This window comes from Leptospira venezuelensis (assembly GCF_002150035.1).
Taxonomy (GTDB): Bacteria; Spirochaetota; Leptospiria; order Leptospirales; family Leptospiraceae; genus Leptospira_B; species Leptospira_B venezuelensis.
Window position 1 is genome coordinate 199710 of the sequence record NZ_NETS01000011.1, and the last position, 22512, is coordinate 222221.

20 protein-coding genes are annotated in these 22512 nt (G+C 39.3%); 8 read left to right on the forward strand and 12 right to left on the reverse strand.

All coding sequences use genetic code 11. The annotated features are described in order from the left end of the window. The first annotated feature begins 16 nt into the window (after window positions 1–16). Window positions 17–1348: an O-antigen ligase family protein gene (locus B1C82_RS17130; protein ID WP_086448813.1), complete on the forward strand. Its 1332-nt coding sequence runs from the start codon at window positions 17–19 to the stop codon at window positions 1346–1348. Here the strand turns inward: B1C82_RS17130 and B1C82_RS17135 are convergent. The 9 genes from B1C82_RS17135 to B1C82_RS17175 all read right to left on the reverse strand — a co-directional run bounded on the left by B1C82_RS17135 (window position 1328) and on the right by B1C82_RS17175 (window position 11217). After that, window positions 1328–3094, reverse strand: a complete 1767-nt coding sequence (locus B1C82_RS17135; protein WP_086448814.1) for a phospholipase D-like domain-containing protein — start codon at window positions 3092–3094, stop codon at window positions 1328–1330. The genes B1C82_RS17130 and B1C82_RS17135 overlap by 21 nt on opposite strands. Then, on the reverse strand, window positions 3091–4479 hold the full coding sequence (locus B1C82_RS17140) for an LA_2168 family protein (RefSeq protein WP_086448815.1): 1389 nt from the start codon (window positions 4477–4479) through the stop codon (window positions 3091–3093). The genes B1C82_RS17135 and B1C82_RS17140 overlap by 4 nt, the downstream gene beginning before the upstream one ends. 11 nt (window positions 4480–4490) lie before the next feature. After that, window positions 4491–6626: an LIC11755 family lipoprotein gene (locus tag B1C82_RS17145; protein WP_086448816.1), complete on the reverse strand. Its 2136-nt coding sequence runs from the start codon at window positions 6624–6626 to the stop codon at window positions 4491–4493. Between the two features lie 50 nt (window positions 6627–6676). After that, complete coding sequence (gene uvrC, locus B1C82_RS17150) at window positions 6677–8560, reverse strand: excinuclease ABC subunit UvrC (RefSeq protein ID WP_086448817.1); 1884 nt, start codon at window positions 8558–8560, stop codon at window positions 6677–6679. Window positions 8561–8563: 3 nt separating this feature from the next. Then, window positions 8564–8983 carry a peptide chain release factor family protein gene (locus B1C82_RS17155; RefSeq protein ID WP_086448818.1) on the reverse strand — a complete coding sequence of 140 codons (420 nt, stop codon included), beginning with the start codon at window positions 8981–8983 and terminating at the stop codon, window positions 8564–8566. A 1-nt stretch (window position 8984) separates the two neighbouring features. Next, window positions 8985–9416, reverse strand: coding sequence for an acyl-CoA thioesterase (locus B1C82_RS17160; protein ID WP_086448819.1), 432 nt, complete (start codon window positions 9414–9416; stop codon window positions 8985–8987). A gap of 10 nt (window positions 9417–9426) precedes the next feature. Then, window positions 9427–10122, reverse strand: a complete 696-nt coding sequence (locus B1C82_RS17165) for an endonuclease III domain-containing protein (protein ID WP_086448820.1) — start codon at window positions 10120–10122, stop codon at window positions 9427–9429. Next, the gene (gene rpmB / locus B1C82_RS17170; protein WP_086448821.1) at window positions 10079–10354 is read right to left on the reverse strand and encodes a 50S ribosomal protein L28; all 276 of its coding nucleotides are present in this window, start codon (window positions 10352–10354) and stop codon (window positions 10079–10081) included. Before rpmB ends, B1C82_RS17165 begins: the two co-directional genes overlap by 44 nt. Before the next feature lie 89 nt (window positions 10355–10443). Further along, complete coding sequence (locus B1C82_RS17175; RefSeq protein WP_086448822.1) at window positions 10444–11217, reverse strand: LOG family protein; 774 nt, start codon at window positions 11215–11217, stop codon at window positions 10444–10446. A gap of 31 nt (window positions 11218–11248) precedes the next feature. On the opposite strand from B1C82_RS17175, the gene B1C82_RS17180 reads away from it, so the two are divergent. After that, entirely contained in the window at window positions 11249–12394 is a 1146-nt protein-coding gene (locus B1C82_RS17180; RefSeq protein ID WP_086448823.1) for a hypothetical protein, read from the forward strand. Here the strand turns inward: B1C82_RS17180 and B1C82_RS17185 are convergent. Both B1C82_RS17185 and B1C82_RS17190 read right to left on the reverse strand, forming a co-directional pair. Further along, window positions 12292–13434 carry a pyridoxal phosphate-dependent aminotransferase gene (locus B1C82_RS17185; protein WP_086448824.1) on the reverse strand — a complete coding sequence of 381 codons (1143 nt, stop codon included), beginning with the start codon at window positions 13432–13434 and terminating at the stop codon, window positions 12292–12294. The genes B1C82_RS17180 and B1C82_RS17185 overlap by 103 nt on opposite strands. A gap of 22 nt (window positions 13435–13456) precedes the next feature. Next, the gene (locus tag B1C82_RS17190; protein ID WP_086448825.1) at window positions 13457–13822 is read right to left on the reverse strand and encodes a hypothetical protein; all 366 of its coding nucleotides are present in this window, start codon (window positions 13820–13822) and stop codon (window positions 13457–13459) included. An 83-nt stretch (window positions 13823–13905) separates the two neighbouring features. On the opposite strand from B1C82_RS17190, the gene B1C82_RS17195 reads away from it, so the two are divergent. The 4 genes from B1C82_RS17195 to B1C82_RS17210 all read left to right on the forward strand — a co-directional run bounded on the left by B1C82_RS17195 (window position 13906) and on the right by B1C82_RS17210 (window position 18496). Beyond that, window positions 13906–15672, forward strand: a complete 1767-nt coding sequence (locus B1C82_RS17195; protein WP_086448826.1) for a phospho-sugar mutase — start codon at window positions 13906–13908, stop codon at window positions 15670–15672. Next, on the forward strand, window positions 15669–16883 hold the full coding sequence (locus B1C82_RS17200) for an acetylornithine transaminase (protein WP_086448827.1): 1215 nt from the start codon (window positions 15669–15671) through the stop codon (window positions 16881–16883). The genes B1C82_RS17195 and B1C82_RS17200 overlap by 4 nt, the downstream gene beginning before the upstream one ends. Window positions 16884–16903: 20 nt before the next feature. Continuing rightward, window positions 16904–17980, forward strand: coding sequence for a 3-isopropylmalate dehydrogenase (gene leuB, locus B1C82_RS17205; RefSeq protein ID WP_086448828.1), 1077 nt, complete (start codon window positions 16904–16906; stop codon window positions 17978–17980). A 108-nt stretch (window positions 17981–18088) separates the two neighbouring features. Further along, complete coding sequence (locus B1C82_RS17210) at window positions 18089–18496, forward strand: response regulator (protein ID WP_086448829.1); 408 nt, start codon at window positions 18089–18091, stop codon at window positions 18494–18496. Window positions 18497–18519: 23 nt separating this feature from the next. Here the strand turns inward: B1C82_RS17210 and B1C82_RS17215 are convergent, their stop codons facing one another. Next, window positions 18520–19218, reverse strand: a complete 699-nt coding sequence (locus B1C82_RS17215; protein WP_086448830.1) for a purine nucleoside phosphorylase YfiH/LACC1 family protein — start codon at window positions 19216–19218, stop codon at window positions 18520–18522. 96 nt (window positions 19219–19314) lie between these two features. Between B1C82_RS17215 and B1C82_RS17220 the strand changes: the two genes are divergently transcribed. Both B1C82_RS17220 and mutS read left to right on the forward strand, forming a co-directional pair. Then, the gene (locus tag B1C82_RS17220; RefSeq protein ID WP_086448831.1) at window positions 19315–19977 is read left to right on the forward strand and encodes a phosphoribosylanthranilate isomerase; all 663 of its coding nucleotides are present in this window, start codon (window positions 19315–19317) and stop codon (window positions 19975–19977) included. Further along, on the forward strand, window positions 19946–22504 hold the full coding sequence (mutS, locus tag B1C82_RS17225) for a DNA mismatch repair protein MutS (protein WP_086448832.1): 2559 nt from the start codon (window positions 19946–19948) through the stop codon (window positions 22502–22504). The genes B1C82_RS17220 and mutS overlap by 32 nt, the downstream gene beginning before the upstream one ends. The last annotated feature ends 8 nt before the right edge of the window (window positions 22505–22512 follow it).

Below are 22512 nucleotides of genomic sequence, written 5' to 3' on the forward strand. Positions count from 1 at the left end.
TATTTCCAGAAACCAGATGAACGAGTTTTTAAAAAAAGCACATCTATTCTGTTTACTTGCGACCCTTCCTTCCATAGGAATTTCGGTCAGCCTTAGCCAGGGTTTTCTCGTACTTTCCTTTTTTTTCGGATTAGCAGACCAACTAAAATCAGGAAATTGGAAGGAGATACTACCGAATCATCCTGTTTCTAAAATTTCCATTTCTCTTTTTGTATGGTATGGGATTGTATTTTTGATCCATCTGGTTTTCGATAATTCCAGTCCAGGATATGCGAAAGCAGCTTGGAATGGTGAACTCAAAGACTTCTTTCTATTTTTCGGATTTCTTTCTATAGGATTTACTACAAAGGACGATTTGCCCAAAGTATATAGAGCACTCGTATGGCTTTTTTTACTCCTGGTAATTTCAGGAGTTGCTGGCGGCTTTAGTTCGGTCCGACTTTCCAGACTTATCAGCGATCTATACAAAACTTCCAGTAGTTATAGATTCACTCATCCCTTAGGCTCTATTTCTTCAATTCCTCTTTATATTTCTATAGGTTTGATGAACACTCATTTAACCTTCGGAGGATTGCTTCAATTTTTCTCAGCATTTGCAGTATTCGGTTTTTTAAGAACTCTGATCCAAGGGGATAAGAAAAAAATACTTATAGCCGGGCTTCTACTCTTTCTATATTGTTTAGTGTTCTTACTCAACCAAGCTAGATCCAGCATGATAGGTGCAGGAGTGAGTATCTTCTTTGCCGGGATTCATTTATTATTCATCAGAAAAGAATTTTCAAAATCCTTTTTAATCAAGGGGGCTTCCATCTTTTTAGGACTCCTATTTTTAATAGGACTGGTGCTTGCATTTAGTCCTGCGGGAAAGAAGGTGATCGGACCTCTTTTCGGAAAGGAAAAACATACAGACTCCGGAAGAACATTTATTTGGGATTCCAGTTTTCCATTAATCCAAGAACATCCTATTATAGGAGTTGGTCCCGGGAATTATAATAAAGAGATCGAAAAGGTTCGGATTTCTCATTCGGAAGAATATTCTGAACTCTCTTATTTTTATGAAGTAACACAAAGAGGACATGCTCATAATGACTATTTCCATCTGGCATCCGTGTTTGGAATTCCCGCTGTATTGATCTATTTGGGACTTGGAGCAATTTTAATCGGATATTTATTTCAATCCAAACAAGACTTTCAAAGGATATTATTCTTTTATGGACTGATTGGATTTTTTGTTTCCGGGCTATTCCAATGTTATTTCCAGGACGACGAAGTGGTCATCCTTTTCTGGATCTTACTAGGTCTTTTTGTTAAGGGAGAAATTCTTTTATCAAAGAGAGATAACGCATAAGTTTTTTCTTCTTTGATTGGGAAAGCCTTGCTCAGCAAAAAATTCCAAGTTTGATTTATAATATTCTTTGGAAACACTGAGAGTTTCTCGGAAATTGAATGCTGCAAATAAGATCTGCTCTGGCCAGTTTAGATTATAATTGATAGCCTTATAACAGAAATACAGCCCGAAGTTCTCATATTCAAGTATTATCACACCTGAGTTGGATACCACACTCTCAGAAAGATAATATACTCCTTCTTCAACGGAAACTCCTAATTTCTTTGGAAGTTTACCTCGTTCCAAAATCCAAACTTGGTTTGGAGAACTTTCAAAGAGAAGTCCAGCGAGTTCAGATTCATTCTGAAAAATCCAGGCCCCTTCCGTTCCTAGAAAATAAGAAGGTCTCAAGAAAACAGAAGGTTTTAAAATCGCAGAATAAAACGCAGCCATCGACCCAGATTTTGGTATGGAAAATTCCAGTTTTCCCGATCTGGAGAATGATTGAATTCCTAGGTCTTCCACTCCATCCTTTGGAAATTCACTTTTGCCACCAAAATTACGAGAACTAATTGATTCATATTCTGAGATAGATTTACAGGTTTCTTCCTTCCATCTATAAAGATTATTCCAACGAAACCAAACAAATCCGATCTCTAAAAATAGATCCTCAGGCTGAATCTGAGATTTACAAATCTGTTCACTCTCAGTATCGAAGTTATATTCATTACTCGTACTAACCTGCAAATTCGACGGATAGACTTCTATAGGTTTGGCTTTATTTCGAATATTCTTCCATTCTTCCTTAAATTTGCTGGCAACTCTAGAATCATTCATTCGGACAAGAATCTCACGATTGGAATCTCTTGCGCTTAGAGAATAATTATAAGATCCGGTGAGCACTTCTAGATCATCTAAGATCATGGTTTTGTGGTGAAGAAGTCCTCCTTTTCCAATTGTGGGATCATCTAAAATATCTTCATTTCCATCTTCTGAGATTTCTATTCTATGCATGCTGGATAGAATATTTCCTTCCGGATCTATAGGCCGATTATAAATACCGCTAATCGAAGCATGATTTATTCGTGTAAATCCTGAACTCAAAATCGGATCATAGTGGTCAAAGATCAGATATTGAATGGAATGAGCGGAAGATACAACAGAATCCATAAGCCGGCTCTGGATTAAATTTCCTTCCAGTGGAGAATTCCAAAATTCTAATCCACCAATTTTCAAAACAGGAAAAGGATATTCTTCCCGTAAGAAAGAGTGAAAATTTTCCCACTCTTTCTGATTCAGTTTGAATTCCAAATATCCGTTATGATCTTGTTCCAAACCATAATAAGTAAAATTCCCGGTTCCAAGAAAGACCAAGGATTGATCTGAAACCAAAACCTTGGTATGTTGTAATCCTGTTCCTTTCCAATATCCTATAAATGGTAGAATAGAATTTGGATATGTTTTTCCCCATTCTCCCATAAGTTCCAAACGAACTCCCCTTTTATCTGCTAATAAGAGTTCGGATTCAATTTCAGGATCATCGAATGAATAGATATGCATATAAATGGATCTTTCTGTTTCTCGAATGATACGTAGGATCTCATCTCGGACATTTCTCTTTTTACCAAGCGGAACAAATCGACCCGGATATGAAAAGAAAACCTTAGGATATAATTCATCTTCCCAAAAAATCGAAACGTCTTCTTCAGTTCTTTCACACGAATAGAAACAAAGAATTATCGATAAGAATAAACCAAACCTCCTCATTTCCAAACTCCTCCGATCCGAAAGAGCATGTACCATTGTTTTAATCCTGTTTGTTCGTCAGATTCAAAACCCCCGAGATCTAATTCGATCTTTGAGGAGTCATCTTCTAATGGAGACCAAGCAATACTTAGGCCTCCCTCTCTCAAAAATCTATCTTGTAGATTTTTGGCAGAAATAGTCCAAAGACCGGAGGAAGAATTTTCCTCATTCAAAAATGCGATATAGGTAAAATGGATCCCTGGAGAAATTCCAAAAAACTTTCCTTCTGCCTTCCACCCAAATAGATTTGCAGGTCGTTTCCCAGGAAAATTGGATTCTTCTCTTTCTAACCCATTGTCTGTGATCCATGCTGAAGGATAAAATCCCCAAACCTGTTGCAAGATTGGGTTTGAAATAGGAGAAGCTCCCATTCCTATAAAACCCATTTCTAAAACTTCACCTTGAGAAGATCTTTTTTCTCTATCCGGCAAAAATCCAAAGACAGATATTTTTCCGTAAGAATTATAAAAACCTAAATCAAATCTAAGAGCCTCTCCGCTGATCGGTATGGATCTTTCAGAACGAGAAGGATGGTATCCGGTTTTGTCTAATCCTCTGGAAAGGAAAAAGTCGCCGGAAATATAAAAACAGTTCCAAAGAAATCCGAGTCCAAATCTCCATTCTACAAGATAATCTCTGTCTCCTTCTATTGTTTCTGTTTTGGATTCTTTTGTATCTGAGCCAAATCTGCCCCAGTTTCCTAAAGAGAGATAACGCACCCTGAATCTATATACTAAACGATCTTCTTTGTTTCCGGTCAGACTTATCCCAGCTCTATATCTAGATTGAGAGGAAAGTGCAGGTTCCTTATCAGAAACTAATTCATCTCTTGCCTGTTTCGGAAGAAAATATTCTCTTCCTTGCAATTTTAACCATTGGTTCTCTAATAAAGGAAATCCTCTGTATAAATCCAAAAAATCGAATCTGATCTTAATCCGATCCAAATCAGTTTCCGCAAATAGACCTTCAACCCCATCTTTCCAAGAGGACCAGGCTGGAAATTCTTCCAAATCCGATTTTCTACCGGCTCCCCATAAAAACCCTTTGTAAAGAATTCCGAAATATGAGTTTTTTCCAGGTAAAAAGAATGTTCCAGAATTTGCTGTAGTAACCAGATTCCATTCTAAGTTTGTTCTAAACTTCTCCGTAGACTTCTCAAAATTAAAACCGAATACAGCAGGCGAAGTTAATGCTGAAATCCTGGACAACTCCTTCTCTTCCGAGATCCGTCCTTGTGTCCTAAACAAGATCCATTGGAAATAGATTTGCAAAGACGGATTCTGAATTTCCTCTGAAGATAAAATTTGAGCATATAAAAATAGAACTAAGAAGAAGAGTCTTTTCATGATCCACCTTCTTATTCCAGAAAACCAGGATGGGCATCTGTAAGCAGGCAATTAGGATCTCTATTAGGCCTTCCGGCGTAAGAACTTACTGACCAAACCCTTTGCCCCGATTCCATTTTAGAATATGCAGATTTTCGAATTTTGTTTCGAGTATCATTTACTCCAGGGCCCGAAGAGCTGTAGCTAAACTCATCCCAATATTCTCCTGTATATGGATCATAGACTTTCAACCGATTCGATCCGGAAGAAGGTAGGCTAAAATTTGAATCCTTCCAAAAATCTGTATCAGGAAAACAAGTCGACTTTCCGGAAGAAAGTAAACTTAAACCTCCTTTCTCTAATGGCAGAAGAATAGAAACTATAGTTCCATTCCCTTGAATGATCTCTAAATATGCAGAATCAGGAGAGTTTTCAGTGTCAGATACAAATTCTAAAAATCTATCCTTGGAAACCGGATCGGCTCCAAGATAGGAACCCATCCACGAAATTTCTGAAAATCTCGCTCTACCAATAGTTTCTGATCTGAAACAAAATATTCTAGCAGGGGAAGTCCTGGAATTTTCGGCAGGTATAGATGATTGTAAAAAAGGAATCTGCGAATCTGTATTTGTATGGGATTCCGGAGTCAAATCTGGATGAAGAAATGCCTGACCATTCTCAAAACAAATGCTCACAGTTTCTCCATTTGTTTTTTGGAGGATGACTCGAGTAGGAATACCTTTAGATGTTCTAAAGAGTCCGTCCCAGAGAACCTTCTCCTTTCCATTACTATTTGAAAGGGAAACTATATCACTCGAGGTAACAGATTTAAAAGACGCAATAGAATAAGAAGGATCCCCTAACAGAAAAGGCAAATTACCAATACTTATAATTTCTCCTTGTGAGATCTTTTTAGAAAGCTTGATCGGAAAAAGATTTTTTCCCCACGAAATTTTTAAAGAAGAAGGATCACAAACCTTAGTACCTAGATATACAAGATCTAAGTATTTCCAACCTTCTTGTAAAACTCCCTTATGCTTCAATCCATTCGGGTTCAGCTCTTCTAATATAAAATCCTTTGGATCACAGGTTAGCTCACTTTCAAGATTCGAATTTCGATTCTCTCCCGGATCCATACAAAACAGAGATATTATTTCACAATTAGAGAACGATTTTCCCTTCCAGGAATAATAAGCGTCTTCAAATAAATATCCCGTTCCAGGAAGATTGAACTCGAAAGATTTATCAGGGATGCCTATTGAAATTTTACCTGCCTTCTTCAAATCCCCCCATTTCATTCCTGAAATAGAGATACTTTCTAAAGAAGCGGATTCTTCTGAATATATGCGAGTTTCATTAGGAGAAATAAAACCGGTAGTTTTAGGAATTAAGGCTTTGTTACCAAATAAATTAAACTCTAATCCCTCTTCACAAATCGGAATTGTATTTGGATTATAGATCTCAATCCATCTTCCTATACCTGAAGGTTCACCAAAAATTTCTGTGACAATAGGAAGGGAAGATGTGCAGTTTTCTAATCCAATTTGATTTTTAGCTCTGATAAGATTTTGGATCTCTTTTTCAAATCTTGGAGCCTTGAAAGAAAGTCCAAGATATACTTCTGATTTTTCAATAGCAGAATGAACTAAAAGAACAGTTCCATTTGAAAATGTGAATATACTAAAAGTTTTAAGATGATTTCTAAGATTAAAATTAGTTCGATCCCAGACTTGAGCTCCAATGCGTAGAGACTTTAATTCTTTATCACCAATCAGTGCAAATCCAGAACCTTCGATCATCCTCTTAATCTCAGAAGATGGATAAGTTCCAATTTTATAATCAGAATCGTCCGATAGCCTGGAACTGAATTCAGGGACCAAGGCCCCTTCTTTCCAGGCAGAAAAAACTTCTGAGAATTGCGAAATTCCTGTTTCCTCAATGCAGATCCGAATTTTAAAATTTGGATCTTCTCCCGAAATGAAACATGCTTGGCCGTTCTCTTGGACTAGATCTGAAACAAGCCTCGGAACTTTTGCGAAGATTGGATCGTATTGAAAATGGACTGACTTTTCAGTTTCATTCCAGACTAGTTCAGTGCCAGAGTCTTGCTTACAAGAAGCGGAAATGAAAAGTATAATGAAAGCGATAGCATATAAGATTGTTTGCATTTTTCCCTCCAGAGCTACTTGTCTGGGGGAAAACTTTCCACTTGCGATTTTTAGGAATTAGAGTCGGAGTTTTCTGGAATTTTGGTTCCGTCTGGAATTGCCGGACTTGAGGCGGAGTGAAAATAATTATAAATTTTCTCAGCTAATGCTTCTCCAATACCTGGGACCTTCATGAGCTCAACAATATTTGCCTCTTCAATCTTTTTCTGACCGGAGAAGGATTGGAGTAATAGTTTACTTCTTTTTAGACCAATATCAGGAACTTCTCTGATAAGACCAGTAAGAGCTTCTCGATTTCGTCTAGATCGATGATGTTCTACTCCGAATCTATGCGCCTCATCTCTGAGATGACGAAGTAATCGCATCCCAGGAGAATTCATATCAAAACTATAAGGAGAACTTTCTCCAGGGAAATAGATCTCTTCTCTTTTTTTGGCAAGCCCCACCATAGGAAGATTTGCAGCGCCCGCCTCCACTGCTGCCTCACATGCTTTTCCAAGTTGTGTAGGACCTCCATCAATCACGATCAGATCAGGCATCACTCCATCTTCATTAATGATTCTTTGCAGCCTTCTGGAAATGACCTCATGCATCATTCCTGGATCGTTAATACCTTCATAACCTCTGATATTATATTTTCGATATCCTTGTTTGAATGGTTTTCCTTCTACAAACATAACGCCACTTGCGACAGGAAAAGATCCCTGGAAATGGGAAATATCATAACATTCTATAATATGAGGAGGTTCCTTGAGTTGGAACATATCTTGGATCTCTTTTAATGCGACTGTTTGGTCCTTATAATGAGTAGCAAGAAGTCTTTCTGTAAGTCCAAGTTCCGCGTTCTTTTCTGCAATCTTTAAAAGAGACTTTTTCTCTCCTGCTTTAGGAAATCTTAATTTAGGTCTAAATCCAGTCTTCTCTTGTAGAAAATCCAATACAGTCTCCCCTTCTTCTTTTAAGCCGAAAGGAACGACTATACTTGCGGGAATCAGCCCGGCTCCCATATAATAATCTCGGAAGAAGGAGGATAATATTTCTTCTTCTGTGGAATTCTGCACACCTTGCAACGGAAAAGATTTCTTATTATCTAAAAGTCCACCACGGACTTCCATGAGAACTACTTGTCCTTCATCTTCTTTACGAGCAAAAGCGATTACATCCTCATCTCCACCGTCCATACTCACAACAGTTTGTTTTTGTCGGAAGATCTGTAATCTTCCTAACATATCCCGATATCTGGCGGCGATCTCGAATTCCATTTTGCCGGAATACTCATCCATACGTTTGGTGAGCTCGGTCGCGAGGATCTCTTTTTTACCTTCTAAAAATTGAATGATCTGGTTTACAATAACGGCGTATTCATCTTCAGGAACTGTTCCTTGGCAAGGCCCCAAACATCTTCCCATTTGAAAATTCAAACAAGGTCGTTTAGGCTTAGGAAGTGGAAGTTTTTGTCTAACCTTTCGAATGGGGAAAATACGAAGTATTACATCTAAAATTTCACGAGTAGTTCTTACATCTGTAAAAGGACCAAAATATCGATCGCCGTTATCCTTTATTTTGCGAGTGATAGACACCATTGGATAAGGTTCAGAAAGTGAAACACAGATGTACGGATATTTTTTATCGTCCTTTAGACGAACATTATATCTCGGATTATGTTTTTTGATCAGAGTTGCTTCTAAAATTAAAGCTTCTTTTTCTGTAGAAGTTGCAAACCAATCCAGATCAAAAATTTCTCTCTGCAGGTATCTGGTTTTTAGATCAGTTTGTTTTTCTTTTAGATAATTACGGATCCTCTTATCTAAATTTTTAGCCTTACCTACATAGATCACCTCACCTTCTGAATTCTTCCAGAGATAACATCCAGGAGAACCAGTTAGGTTTTTGAGTTTTTCTACAATCAGAGTATGATTGACTACTTCAGGCATGTTTCAATATTCTTCGTTCCAATCCTCTGGACCGGTTTTTCTTTTTAGACTTGCCACGACCTTTGATGCAGCCTTTCTTTTTGCTTTTCTGGCTTTGTCCGCTTTAGCCTTTCTGATCTTTGTAAGTTTAGGATCTTCAATTTTGGAAGCTTCTAAAATTTCAGCCTCTATTTTATCACAAAGAAGCATTCTTGCTTTATATCTGTTTAAACCTTGGGTGCGATGAATGGAACATTTAATTTCGATGTCTTTCTTTTTATAATATAGTCGGACAGCAGTCGAAACCTTGTTTACATTCTGTCCTCCTTTGCCTCCACTTCTTACAAAAGTTTCCTCTATATCGGATTCTTGTATCCCTAACTTTCTCATTCTGGAAAGAAGAAGATTCGCTTTTTCGGGAGAGACAGGGAATAGAACGGCCATATTATTTTTTTAGGAATTCATCCGGATCAAATTGACTGAAATAAGGGAATGGTTTTCCGGAATCATCCAAACAGACGTATGTTACCCTACAATCTATGATCTCTCTTATTTCTTTTTTCATCTGATTTTTTGCAATGGCCGCACTTCGGATGGTGATGGAACTCTTTCCAACTTTTTCTATTTTTGAAAAAATTTGAATGATCTCTCCGAGCAAACCTGGGCTTTTAAAGATCACGTTATCCATTGTTACTGTAACAAGATTAGAATATCCAATTTTTTCGATAACGAACATTGCACAACCTTCGTCGATCCAGGCAAGCATCTGTCCTCCGAAGAGAAAACCATGCTGGTTTAAATCCCTGGACATGACTATATGTTGAGTGCTTAATTCCATTCCTTGGATTTTTTCATCTAAAAAGACTTCTACGCTCATTTTGGCCTCTCTAATCTTTGGGTGAAGTGGAAGAAGGACATTCTTTTCTGAGAATACAAGTCTCACAGAATGTCTTATGTGCCTTACAGTATTTTCTTCCTAAAAATATAAAATACAAGGACAGATCCATCCAGTATTCAGATTGCACATTTTGCATTAGGTCCTTCTCCACTTTTACTGGATCTGTTTGTTTGGTAAGACCTAACTTTTTAGAAACTCTTTTAACATGAGTGTCTACCACGAATCCTTCGGAAATATGGTGGATCTCATTTAATACAACATTTGCTGTTTTTCTTCCGATACCCGGAAGTTTGATCAGTTCTTTGATACTTTTAGGCAATTTGCCATTGTATTCATTTAGAAGAAGGTTCGCAAAACCAGAAACTGACTTTGCCTTATTCTTATAAAAACCAGTAGAATAAATTAACTTTTCTATCTTCTTCAAAGGAGCAGAAGCAATAGATTCCAATGTAGGAAGCTCTGAGAAAAGAATAGGAGTAACCTGGTTCACTCTTTCGTCAGTACACTGAGCGGAAAGAATTACCGAGATCGCAAATTCGTAGTCTTTGGAATATTGGAGAGGAGAATTTACGTCCCCGAATTCCTTCCTAAGTAGGAAGTAAATTCGAGAAACATATTCAGGGGTCGCGGAAAAAGAAGGACTAGATTGCCTTTTTTTGGATTCCGACGTGCTTTTTCGGGGCAAGTGCTTTTAGTGATTCGCCGTTATCTTTGATCGCAGCTTTGATCCCTTTCTTTTTAAGGGTTCTTAAAGCGCGGGTAGAGATACGAACGGTTACCCAACGATTCTCATCTTCCAAGAAGATACGTTTTTTGATTAGGTTGATTTTCCAGGTTCTACGGGTTTTAAGGTGAGAGTGGGAAACATTGTTTCCTGCTATCGTACCTTTCCCTGTCACAACACATTTTCTGGCCATACTGCGACCATAGTTTTCTATAAGTTGCTTATGTCAAGGAAACCAAAAAGATTTGGGAAAAATCCTAGAATTTCTCCCATTTTTGGGTCTTAGTCCAAATCGAGCGGAACTTTCTTCTTTAATGTTTCCAGAACATCTTCCGGTGTATCGCAATAGGTCATTAAATCCAGGTCTTCTGGATCAATAAGTCCATAATCTATCATACTTTCTAGATGGAATATTTCTCTCCAGAACTTAGTACCATAAAGTATCACTGGGATCTTTCGGTTATTACGACCAGTTTGGATCAGGGTCAAGGTCTCGAATAATTCATCTACAGTGCCAAAGCCGCCAGGAAATGCTACTACTCCCATGGACAATCGGAGAAACCAAAGTTTCCTCATGAAGAAATAATGGAATTCAACGCTAATATCAGGATCTACATAAGGATTTACGAATTGTTCGAAAGGAAGTCTGATATTCAAGCCTAAGCTTGGGCCGCCTGCTTCTTTAGCACCTCTGTTGGCAGCCTCCATAATTCCTGGGCCTCCACCCGTGCAGACAGCCATTCTTCTGGTTTCTTTTGAAATTTCCTTTCCCCAAGAAGTGATTAATGCTGCAGTCTTGCGAGCGTCCTCATAATAAACGGACATCTCTTTTTGTTTTTGGAATAATTTCTTTTCTGATTCAGAGAGATTTTTAGTTTCCTTCTCTCTACATTCTTCGGGGCTTAAGATCCGAGCAGATCCAAAAATGCAGATCGTATCCTGGATCTTTCCGTCTCTGAATAAGGACTGAGGATAATCAATCTCCGCAAGAACCCTTAGATGGAACGCATCTATGGATTTTAAAAACTCTTCATGTTCTAAGGACGTTCTTCCCATATTTCTTTCCTTTTTTTAGGGGAAGTTAGGCTTGCCTTTCCCAACTCTGTCTATTAACGTATCTCCAAGAATGATCGGACTAAAAAGTTTAAAAGAAAAAATTTTCTCCTGGTTCCGGTCCTCCTTTTTCCACCTTTCCATTAAATGGGAAGCGGGAAAGATCAGACTCCAAAAAAGAGTGGATCCTTACGTTACTGCAGAGTCCCACTCCAGTAATTTTCGCAATTTAAACGGAAAGGAATCTGGCACGACCGAAGACTGGTCTGAGAACCTGCCACCCTTCTCCTTTACTGAAACCGAAACAGAGGAAATTTTTCCAAACGCAAAAAGAAAATTCCACAGAGTCCGAAAACATAAGGTTTCTCTTTGGTCCTTACTATTTTTTCTACCCTGGAAATCCAAAATCCAAGAATCAGAACCTTCTTTCAAAGCATTTCATCCCGGAGAAAATTTATTCCAAGAACCAAAGAAGAAGGTCCGCAAAAAGGAAAATTTCCACCTTCGAAACAAACCATATTTCTGGGAAATTTGGTTTCCTCAAACAAGCACTCTTACTCTTTCTCCATTCGTAATTTGGGAGACCTCAGTTCCTTCGGATCTGTTCCAAGATTGTTTGCCTGAATCTGTTCTTCCCGTGGGAGAACCTGGAAAATGGAAGGTTCGTATCCAATCTATGAGGGTTCTATCCCACCAATTGGGAAATTTCTACGAGGATACATTCCCTAGTCCAAATAGAGTTTATAGAACAGAAGTCTGGGTATACGGGCATACAAAGGAAGAAGAGATAGATCCAGAAAGACCTATGCTATTTCCACTTGGAGTTTGGATTTCCCCTGAACTATTAAAAGAAGAAGAGCCAAGACTTAGACAGGGATTACCTTTTAGAAGCGGAGAAACCTATTGGAAAATCCAAGGGGAAAACTTAAAAATTGGTATCAGAGGATTGGAATGGAACTGGAAACCTGCCAGAGAAAATTCTAGATTCGAAAGTATATTAGAAAGTCCGCATGTATTTTTAGGAAAATCTTATTTCACACTGGAATCTCAATCTTTTTCAAGAGACAGACAGATCGCTTATTTATTCAAAAGAGCGATCACGTCCGATCCTAAAGTGCTCCAGCGTTCCAGACCTAAACGAAATCTTTCTTCTGTTTCTCCAAATCCTAATCGGATATAACCTTCCGTTTCAAAATCAGCGGAAGGCAAAACGAATACTCCTGCTTTCTTATACAGAAGATCTGCAAATTTTCTGGTTTCTAAGCCTGATTGTAATTTTGCAAAACCTACTACTCCACCCCTTGGTTCTTTAAAACTTTCGATTCCAGGAAGTGTCTTAGCCTCTGCCGCATGGGCGAAGATTCGGATATTTTTCCGCAGTGTTTCTCTGATCTTACTCTGTAATGTTTTACGATTCTGTAAAAGTTTTAAAGTCAGAAATTCAGAGATAGGAGAAACAGTATGAGTCAGATAATCCTTCATGGATCTCGCTTTGACGATCCAATCTTTTGGACCAATAAGCCAACCAATCCTAAGTCCCATCACTCCAAAACATTTCGTGATAGAACCTGTAGAAACTGAATTTTCACAAATCCCAAAACCGCTCCATCCCAAATCCTCTTCTTCCGAAAGAAATCTATAATGTTCATCAAATATGATCCAGTTCGGGAAATTTTTGGAGAGTCTTTGTAATTCCTTCTTATCTTCTTCTTCCGCTATGATCCCGGTTGGATTATGAGGATGATTAAATACGATTAGCCTAGGAGAATTTAGGAATAGATTGTTTAGATTTCCCTTTCCAAATCCCAATTCTTTAGTTTCTAATCTGGGAAGAAGGTCCACTTTTTGCAGATTGGCACCCAGTGATCTTGGGACTTCGTACAATGCCTGAAAAGCAGGCCAAAATAAAGAGGTTGTATCCCCTTTTTGTAAAAGTAAATGAAATGCGATGAAGAGCGCTTCTCCGGTTCCGGTCGTAACCAAAACCTGATCAGGAGAAACATTATTATATAGTTTTGAAATTTCTTCTCTTAGATCTTTTCTGCCTGAATTGGGAGAATCTGCTAAGGAAAGTTTTCCCAATTCTCTCAGATCTAAATTTAGGTATTCTGCAAGCTGGTCCAGGTTCAGATTTCGGATCCCGCTTTCTCCCAAATTGCAGGGAGCTTCCGTCCTAAATTTTTCTAGGCGATCTTCTATGAAAAATTCTCTTAAATCCACTTCCAGAGCACAGTTTACTCACTTAGGAGAGAAGCAATGCAAAAGCTCCGAAAAAGGAGAGTAAAAACAGACCGAGTAATATCCAACCAAGGCCGCTTAAGAAAAATCTAAGATCCTTGAGAGCAAATAAGATCTGCTCTGGGTCCTTCTCCTCTAAGACCAAAGACTTACGAAAGGAAAGAGATGCTCCGTAACCCAAAATTCCCAATATAAAAAATAGGACGGCTGATACGGCTTGGATTACAATCTTTCCGGGAGCTTCCTTCAAAAAGGCCCCGAATGTTAAAATTCCGGAAATTAAAAATAGAAGAAAGGAAATGTTTCGTAAAACTGCTCTAAGAGAGTCCAGTTCCCTATGTTGTTCCCTTGAAATTTCAATAGATTCCATACTATTAGGATCGGCGAAAAAACGTCTTGAACCAGGAAGAACTAGATTTTTTATTCCAAGTATAGGGTGAACTAGAGAAATATATGAACGCAGAATCCCACATAGAATCTTGGACCAAGGCCCCCTTTTCCCCCCAGGTGCAAAAAGAAGCAAATGATATCCTGAGTAGATACAAAAAGGGAGAAACAAATGGCTTAGAGATTGAAGCCTATACAGTGCCTCTCGAATTTGGAACCGGGGGAATGAGAGGAAGAATAGGTAACGGGATCGGTAGAATGAATGAGTTCACCGTTGGAAAGGCCGCTTTAGGTTTTTCCAGATACCTGGTCAAAAAATCAAAAAAACCAATCTTAGTGATCGCTTATGATTCCAGAAGAAGGTCCAGAGAATTTGCAGAAGTGACTGCTGGAGTAGCTGCATCTTTCGGAATTAAAGTTATCTTATTCTCAGAAGTAGCTCCTACACCTTTACTCTCTTACGCAGTTCGTTATTATAAGGCAACTGGAGGAGTTGTTCTAACAGCATCTCATAATCCACCTGAGTATAACGGATTCAAGGCTTATCTTTCTAAGGGAGAACAGCTTGCTCCTCCTGATGATAAAAAGATCATTTCCTTGATAGACACGGTACAGGACTGGAACGAGATCCCTTTTCTTTCCTCCAAGGACCCCAAATATAAAAAGTTAGTACAAAAAGCAGGAGAAGATTGTTTTTCTTCTTATTTGAAAGCTCTCAAAAAATCAGGGATTGTATCCTCAAAGGTCACTCCAAAAGAAAGATCACAAACTAAATTAGTATATTCTCCACTGCATGGGACAGGTGGGAAATATATGAAGAAGCTACTACAAGACTTCGGTTATAAAAATGTGACTCTGGTTCCGGAACAAAAAGATCCGGATGGAGAATTTCCAACAGTCAAATTCCCGAACCCCGAAGAGCCTGAAGCTCTGGAGATGAGCAAGAAACTTTCTGAAAAGATCGGAGCTCATGCTTTTATCGCAACTGATCCAGATGCGGACAGACTAGGTATTGGCGTTAAAAATCCTAAAGGCGGTTATGCACTTCTAAATGGAAACCAAATCGGTTCCATTTTAGCCGCCTATCTAGCGGAAAAGGTTGGATCTAAATCTAAAAAAGGTAAAAAGCCTGTCCTTGTAAAAACAGTAGTAACCACCGATTTACAAGCTGAGATCGCAAAGAAAAACAAGATCGCACTTAAAAATGTTCTAACAGGTTTTAAATTTATCGCAGAAGTGATGGGGAAACTGGATAAGAGTAAAACTCAGTATTTCCTATTCGGAGGAGAAGAATCCTACGGTTATCTTCCTGTGGATTTTGTCCGCGATAAAGACAGTTTATCTTCTGCGCTTCTTCTCATGGAAGTCCTATCGGAAAAAAAAGATCTTCTTTCCTATATGGACGATGTTTATCTTAAATATGGTCTATACCAAGAAAGTCTAAAGTCTTTAACCTTAGAGGGACTTGCTGGTAAAAAGAAAATCCAAGATTCTTTAGAATCGCTACGCAAGAATGATCTGATTGGAAAATCCATAGGCAAAAGAAAGGTCACTGGATTTTTAGATTTTAAGAATAAGATCGCAAAAGGAAGCGCATCTAAATCTGCGTTTTCAGGTCTTCCTTCTTCTGACGTCATCCAATTAGAATTAGAAGATCAGGCAAAGCTAACGATCCGTCCCTCTGGGACTGAACCTAAGATCAAAATTTATTCTTCTTTCAAGAGTAGGACTTCTCCTAAAACTAAAAATGAGATCCCAAAACTCACTGACAGTTTACTAGAAGAATTGAAAGAAACAGAGTCCTTATTTTTACAATTGGCGGGTTTATCATGAACGAAACTGCATCGGTTTTCCAAACTACAAAAGAACTTACAGACAAGTATCTTCTAGACTTATTCAATCGTTACCCTGTAGCATTCCGTTACGGAGTGAACGAATTATTATTCGATCAAAACAATAAACAGTACATCGACTTTTTAGCAGGTGTTGCGGTTACAAATCTGGGCCATAGTGATCCGGATATTATAGAAGCAATTCGCAACCAAATTGATAAACTGATGCATACTTCCAATTGGTTCTATTCGGAAGAGGCGTCTCGTTTAGCGGAACTTCTTATCCTGAACACTTTTCCTGGAAAAGTGTTCTTATGCAATTCCGGAACAGAAGCGATTGAAGCTGCTTTCAAGCTAGCAAGAGCATATGCAGAACAAAAGCAGATCCATGATCCGATTATCATTTCTTTACAGAAAAGTTTCCACGGAAGATCTGTTTCAGGAATAAGTTTAACAGGACAGAAAAAACTTCATACTGGTTTTGGAAAACTTCTGGATGGAATCGAATTTGTTAATCCAAACAGTGAAGAAGAACTTGTGGAAGCTTTCGAAAGATTTGCAGGAAGAGTGGTAGCATTCATCGCAGAACCAATCTTAGGGGAAAGTGGTATCATTCCACTCTCTCATGGATATATGAATCTTGCGAGAGAGTTAACCTTAGAAAACGAGGCGCTCCTTATCCTAGATGAGATCCAAACCGGTTTCGGAAGAACCGGCACAATGTTCGCATTCGAAACTTACGGATTTTCCCCGGATGCAATGGCACTTGCTAAAGGACTCGGTTCAGGATTCCCAATCGGAGCCTTGGTCGTTGCGGAAAAATACCAAAACGTTCTAGCAAAAGGAACTCATGGAACCACTTACGGTGGAAACCATTTGGGCGCAGCGATTGCTTATGAAACGATCCGGATCATGCAAACTAGAGACGTTCTTGCAAACGTAAACTCTTGTTCAGAGATTGCATTTAGCCGTTTGCATCAGATGAAACAAAAAAATAAGCTCATCAAAGAGATTAGAGGGAAAGGTCTCCACATCGGTGTGGAATTAACTGCTTCCTCAAGACCGATCGCGGAACTCTGTTTGGAAAAAGGACTGATCGTAAATGCAACTGGAGACACAGTCATTCGTATCATGCCTCCACTTACAATCTCAGCACAATATTTGAATGAAGGACTTGATATTCTTGAATCAGTCCTAGACGCACAGAAATAAAAAGGAAAACAATATTCTCTATGAAAAAAGTAGCCGTATTAGCAGGGGACGGAATCGGCCCCGAGGTCATGAAGGTGGCGCTCTCTGTTCTGAAAAAAGCGCTCGGCCCCAAAGCCACTGACTTTCAATTTACGGAGGCACTTGTAGGAGGAGCGGCTATCGATAAAACTGGCGGCCCTCTTCCTTCTGAAACATTAAAACTTTGTGAAGAATCAGACGCGATCCTATTCGGATCCGTTGGAGGTCCTAAATGGGAATCTCTTCCTCCGGAAAAACAACCTGAAAGAGGAGCACTTCTTCCTTTACGTAAACATTTCGATCTATTCGCAAATCTTAGACCGGCGATTATCTATCCCGAACTTAGAAATGCCTCTCCAATCAAAGGGGAAATCATCGGAGAAGGTCTGGATATTTTGATTCTAAGAGAATTAACCTCTGGGATCTATTTCGGCCAGCCAAAAGGTAGAGAAGGAAGTGGAGCGGAAGAATTCGCATACGACACAATGAGATATTCTCGTAGAGAGATCGAAAGGGCAGCAAGAGTTGCATTCGAAGCAGCGAGAAAAAGAAATAATAAGGTCACGAGCATTGATAAAGCAAACGTATTAACTACTTCCGTTTTTTGGAAAGAAGTGGTGATCGATCTGCACAAAAAAGAATTTTCTGACGTCCAATTATCTCATCTTTACGTGGATAATGCAGCTATGCAATTGATCGTAAATCCGAAACAATTCGACGTTATACTTTGCGAGAATATGTTCGGGGATATTCTTTCAGACGAGGCCTCTATCATCACAGGGTCCATTGGGATGCTTCCTTCCGCTTCCCTTTCAGAATCCGGTTTCGGTTTATACGAACCTTCCGGCGGATCCGCTCCGGACATCGCAGGCAAAGGAATCGCAAACCCGATCGCCCAGATTTTAAGTGCTGCCCTACTCTTACGTTATTCTTTCTCTATGGAAGAAGAAGCGCAAAAGATAGAAACTGCGGTCCGTAAAGTGATTTCCGCAGGAAAACGTACCAGAGATATCGCCGAGAAAGGCGCCGAAATTTTGGGAACGGAAGAAATCGGAATAGAAATTGAGAAGGTTTTATAAAGCCTGGAATTGAATTCCATGCCTGGAAGTTTCATATTTTTACGTATATAAATACTGAAACTATGAAACTTTCTGGAAATTTCTTGAATTAACAGGGACGGTGACTGGATGAAAGGCGGAGTAGCTCCATCAGGAAGACCTTATCAGGTAATCATTGCGGAAAATTCTAAATTCCAAGCCAAACAATTGGCTCAGATCCTGGAATCCGAAGGTTACGAAGTGGTCGGTTTTGCGGAATCGGGCAAAGAACTCCTAAATATGTATAAGGACAACCGAAAGGTAGACCTGATTACATTAGACCTTCACCTCCCTGTGATAGACGGTTTTGCGGCCTTTTACGAAATGAAAGATATGGGAGTTCTTCCCAGAGTGATCGTAATCACCGACGAAAATACTCCCGCGGTTATCAAAGCTTTAACTGAAGACGGTATCATGGACTATCTAGTAAAACCTATTAAAAGAGAAAAGGTTCTAGAAAAAGCAAACGCTACTGTTCGCAAGACAATTAAGATCTGATCCTAAATTTGAAAGTTTAGGATCTATTCCAACCAGATACAATTTAGATTCCTACCAGTATCTCCCCTTCTATGACTAAAAAATTTAGAATTGGGAGACATGGTGCAAACCCCAGAGGTTTCCAGAAAGGGCTGTATTCCCAGACTCTTTATCCTATGAAGTAAGAAAGTTTTTTGTTCCAAGAGAAACTTTCCGGGTTCTTCTAAAGCCTTGAGAGAATTCGGAACTTCTTTACGGAAGAGAGAAGCAACATCTTCGCCGACTTCGTAATGTTTGCCGGTCGCATATGGCCCCAGATAAAAATGAACAAGTTCCGGATCTACTCCGTATCTTTTTTGCACATGGGCCAGTGTTTTTTCAGTAATGCCTGCAAGAGTTCCTTTCCAACCCGAATGGATAACGCCCACAAGAGCCGGTCTCCCTGTCCAAAAGAAGATAGGCATACAATCTGCAGTTTTTACGACTAGGATCTTTTTAGGTTCCGTAGTAAATAAAGCGTCTCCCGTAGGAATATCTGCGGCGGGAGAACCGTTTGCTTCCAGGATGTTAGTTCCATGCTCCTGGTTCATGAAAAATACTTCAGCGCCCGCAACTCCTGAGGCTTGCAGAACCCTTTCCCGGATAAAATTAGGATCGTTCGGATCTCCTGAGGCTTCTTTATTTCCCAGGATCAAAAGCCTAAGGCTTCTTTTGTCTTCTAGAAAAAATCTGTGATCGATCATACTTGACTTGGGGAAGTCCTGGTCTTGTATAGAAAAGAGAGGAAATATTTCGAGCCGTAAAACGGAGCGGAAAGACAGTCCTGGAAAAAAAATCCCATGCCCCAAACCCCTAAAGTAAAAATCTGCGGAATACGAAAAGTAGACGATCTGAAAGTCTGTGTGGAAGAGGGGGCCGATCTGATCGGGATCAATTTTGTTTCCTCCAGTCCAAGACTTGTTTCTCCGAAAGAAGCGGAAATTCTAATCACCTATTTATACACTTCTGTTCCTGAGTTTTTACGCCCAAAAATCGTATTCCTTTTTTATAAATCTTCAACTCAATATATAGAAGCTCTTTTAAAAAATTTGCAACACGACTATGTCCAATACGTTAGCGATGACTCTTTGGCTCCCGGGGAAACTTCTCCACTCTATCAAACCAGGAATTCCAGAATTCTTTCTTATAGGGTCCGCGGAAACGTAAACGATGATTCATTACATTTCCTAAATTCAGATTTATTGATATTAGATAGTTATAAATCGGATGCGGGCGGCGGCACTGGAGAAAGTTTTCCTTGGGAACAGGTCTCCGAAGTTCGCAGACCTTATCTACTCGCAGGAGGTCTTACTCCGGGAAATGTCGCTAAAGCGCTTTCCCAAACCAAAGCGTATGGAGTCGATGTGGCTAGCGGAGTAGAATCCTCTCCAGGAAATAAAGACCAAGAACTTATTCGGAATTTTATCAGAAATGCAAAACGATTCTCTTACAACGGAAACTAATACTCCGGATCTAAAAGAAGCTCTCGATACTCCTATGATGAGGCAGTATCTGGAGATCAAGGCCAAGTTCCCTGATTCGATCCTATTTTTTAGAATGGGAGATTTTTATGAGATGTTTTTAGAAGATGCAAAAATTGCTTCTGCAATTTTGGACATTGCACTTACTAAAAGGCAAAACTCGGTCCCAATGTGTGGGATCCCATTTCATAGCAAGGACGGATATATTTCCAGGCTTCTTTCTGCGGGGAAAAAGATAGCAGTCTGCGAACAGTCCAGACCGGAAGATGGAAACACAAAACTGATGACCAGGGATGTTGTGAGGATCATCACTCCCGGTACGGTAATCGAAGAACATTTACTTTCCGGATTCCAAAACAATTATCTATGTGTACTCGTACCAAAAGCTGCCTTAATCTTTGTGGGAATGGCTGATGTTTCTACTGGAGAAGTTTTACATTTTGCAGTTCCGATTTCCAGAACCCAAGTATTAGAATCTGAGTTTGTAAAATTCAAGCCTAGCGAGATTTGTGTATTCTCCCAAGACTTAGAAAGGATCAGGACTTGGCAGAACTTCGGAGAAAAAGAATTTACCGTTTTAGACGCGACTAAAGTAGGATCAGAAAATTCAAATGATCCATTCCAAACGGTTACTAAAACATTAGAATATTATATTAGAGAAAATTATAGAGATGGAACTCTTACCTTAAGGGAGCCTCGTATCTTACAAACAGGCTCTTATTTGGAGATGGACAGAGAAACTATCTTGAACCTGGAGCTGATCGAAAACGAAAAAGAAGACAAGGGTCATACCCTATTTTCTGTTTTGAATTTTTGCAGCACCGCTAAGGGAAAAAGAGTTCTAAAGCAGAGGATCTTATTTCCGGAAACAGATCCAGCCATTCTAAAATCTAGATGGGAAAAGCAGGATATTATTAAAAAAATACCTCTTGCTCATTTGACCCAGGCTCTCAAAGATCTGGGAGATTTGGAAAGGATACTGGGTAGATTTAGAGGAAATAAGGCCTATCCTAGAGATTTTAAAACGATCCTTTCTTCTATCCAAACCTTAGATTCTTTGATTGGATTACTTTCTCCTCTTGGCTATCCAATTTCCAAACCTGATAAACTGGATGAACTAAAATTGTATATTGAAGGAAGGATCCATACGGAAGAACTTCCTGTTATATTAGGAAATGGTAAATTCCTCAAAGACGGTTTTGACAAAAATCTGGATCGAGCCAGAGAAGCTGGCTCCAAGGGTGCAGATTGGATCTTAGAATTAGAAACGGAAGAGAAGAAGAAAACAGGACTTTCTACTCTCAAGATCAAGTATAATAAGATTGTTGGCTACTTCATTGAAATCTCCCGTGCGCAAGCGGAGCAGGCTCCTAAAGAATATCTCAAGAAACAAACACTTGTCACCTACGAAAGGTTTACAACTGCAAGACTAGAAGAGATAGAAAGAACTATTTTAGAAGCGGATGAGATCATCCAAAAAGTGGAGAAGGCAGAATTCGAAAAAATGGTCCAAACCGTTTTGGAATATTCTTCTGAATTGCTACTTGTGTCTGAAGAATTCGGAGACCTGGATTTCCAAATTTCTCTCTTAAAAGCAGAGGAGAAATTCGGTTGGATCCGTCCTGAACTGAGCGAAGATTCTAATTTAGAAATGAAATCCTCCAGACACCCAGTAGTGGAAGCAAGCCTACCAGTAGGTTCAAAATTCACTCCGAACGATGTGGGATTGGATGGAAAAGAGAATTCAATTGCGATCTTAACAGGTCCAAATATGGCCGGTAAGTCTACATTCATGAGGCAAATCGCGATCAATCAAATATTATTCCAGATTGGCGGAAGTGTTGCAGCGGATATGGCAAAACTTCCTATCTTGGATAAACTGTTCACTCGTATAGGAGCAGGAGATAATTTGAATGCGGGAGAGTCCACATTCTATGTGGAAATGAAAGAGACTGCAAATATACTCAAAAACTGCACTTCGCAATCTTTATTACTCTTTGATGAAGTAGGAAGAGGAACTTCTACCTACGACGGGATGAGTATTGCTTGGGCAATCTTAGAATCTCTTTCTGAAATGCATCCACGGCCCAAAACTGTTTTTGCCACCCACTACCATGAGCTTACAGAACTTTCCAGGCTTCCGGGAGTCTGGAACCTTCATATGGAAACAGTGGAGAAGGACGACAAGGTCATATTCTTAAGAAAAGTAAAACCTGGTAAGGCTAAAAAATCATTCGGTATCTATGTGGCACAATTAGCAGGTGTTCCCGATTCGGTGGTAAAACGAGCTGCTGAAATTCTCACAGACATGGAATCCAGGAAGAAGGAGATACGTATCCAAACAAGGGAACCTTCTCTATTCCAAGACATGAGTGCACCAAATGGTGAGAATCAATTCTGGCAAGACTTCAAAAAGGAAATCACTGACCTTCCGATCGATTCTATGACTCCCATTGAAGCGCTAAAACTATTGGATGATTGGAAGAAAAGGGTGAGTTCGAGAGGTTAGATTGCGGC

Bases quoted from the DNA above. Each gene is read 5' to 3' on its own strand.
- B1C82_RS17215 (WP_086448830.1), bottom strand. From the start codon at position 19,218: ATGATCGATCACAGATTTTTTCTAGAAGACAAAAGAAGCCTTAGGCTT.
- B1C82_RS17145 (WP_086448816.1), bottom strand. From the start codon at position 6,626: ATGCAAACAATCTTATATGCTATCGCTTTCATTATACTTTTCATTTCC.
- B1C82_RS17135 (WP_086448814.1), bottom strand. From the start codon at position 3,094: ATGAGGAGGTTTGGTTTATTCTTATCGATAATTCTTTGTTTCTATTCG.
- B1C82_RS17160 (WP_086448819.1), bottom strand. From the start codon at position 9,416: ATGAGCGTAGAAGTCTTTTTAGATGAAAAAATCCAAGGAATGGAATTA.
- B1C82_RS17200 (WP_086448827.1), top strand. From the start codon at position 15,669: ATGAACGAAACTGCATCGGTTTTCCAAACTACAAAAGAACTTACAGAC.
- B1C82_RS17155 (WP_086448818.1), bottom strand. From the start codon at position 8,983: ATGGCCGTTCTATTCCCTGTCTCTCCCGAAAAAGCGAATCTTCTTCTT.
- leuB (WP_086448828.1), top strand. From the start codon at position 16,904: ATGAAAAAAGTAGCCGTATTAGCAGGGGACGGAATCGGCCCCGAGGTC.
- B1C82_RS17210 (WP_086448829.1), top strand. From the start codon at position 18,089: ATGAAAGGCGGAGTAGCTCCATCAGGAAGACCTTATCAGGTAATCATT.
- B1C82_RS17175 (WP_086448822.1), bottom strand. From the start codon at position 11,217: ATGGGAAGAACGTCCTTAGAACATGAAGAGTTTTTAAAATCCATAGAT.
- B1C82_RS17195 (WP_086448826.1), top strand. From the start codon at position 13,906: ATGAACGCAGAATCCCACATAGAATCTTGGACCAAGGCCCCCTTTTCC.
- B1C82_RS17220 (WP_086448831.1), top strand. From the start codon at position 19,315: ATGCCCCAAACCCCTAAAGTAAAAATCTGCGGAATACGAAAAGTAGAC.
- B1C82_RS17140 (WP_086448815.1), bottom strand. From the start codon at position 4,479: ATGAAAAGACTCTTCTTCTTAGTTCTATTTTTATATGCTCAAATTTTA.
- uvrC (WP_086448817.1), bottom strand. From the start codon at position 8,560: ATGCCTGAAGTAGTCAATCATACTCTGATTGTAGAAAAACTCAAAAAC.
- mutS (WP_086448832.1), top strand. From the start codon at position 19,946: ATGCAAAACGATTCTCTTACAACGGAAACTAATACTCCGGATCTAAAA.
- B1C82_RS17190 (WP_086448825.1), bottom strand. From the start codon at position 13,822: ATGGAATCTATTGAAATTTCAAGGGAACAACATAGGGAACTGGACTCT.
- B1C82_RS17130 (WP_086448813.1), top strand. From the start codon at position 17: ATGAACGAGTTTTTAAAAAAAGCACATCTATTCTGTTTACTTGCGACC.
- rpmB (WP_086448821.1), bottom strand. From the start codon at position 10,354: ATGGCCAGAAAATGTGTTGTGACAGGGAAAGGTACGATAGCAGGAAAC.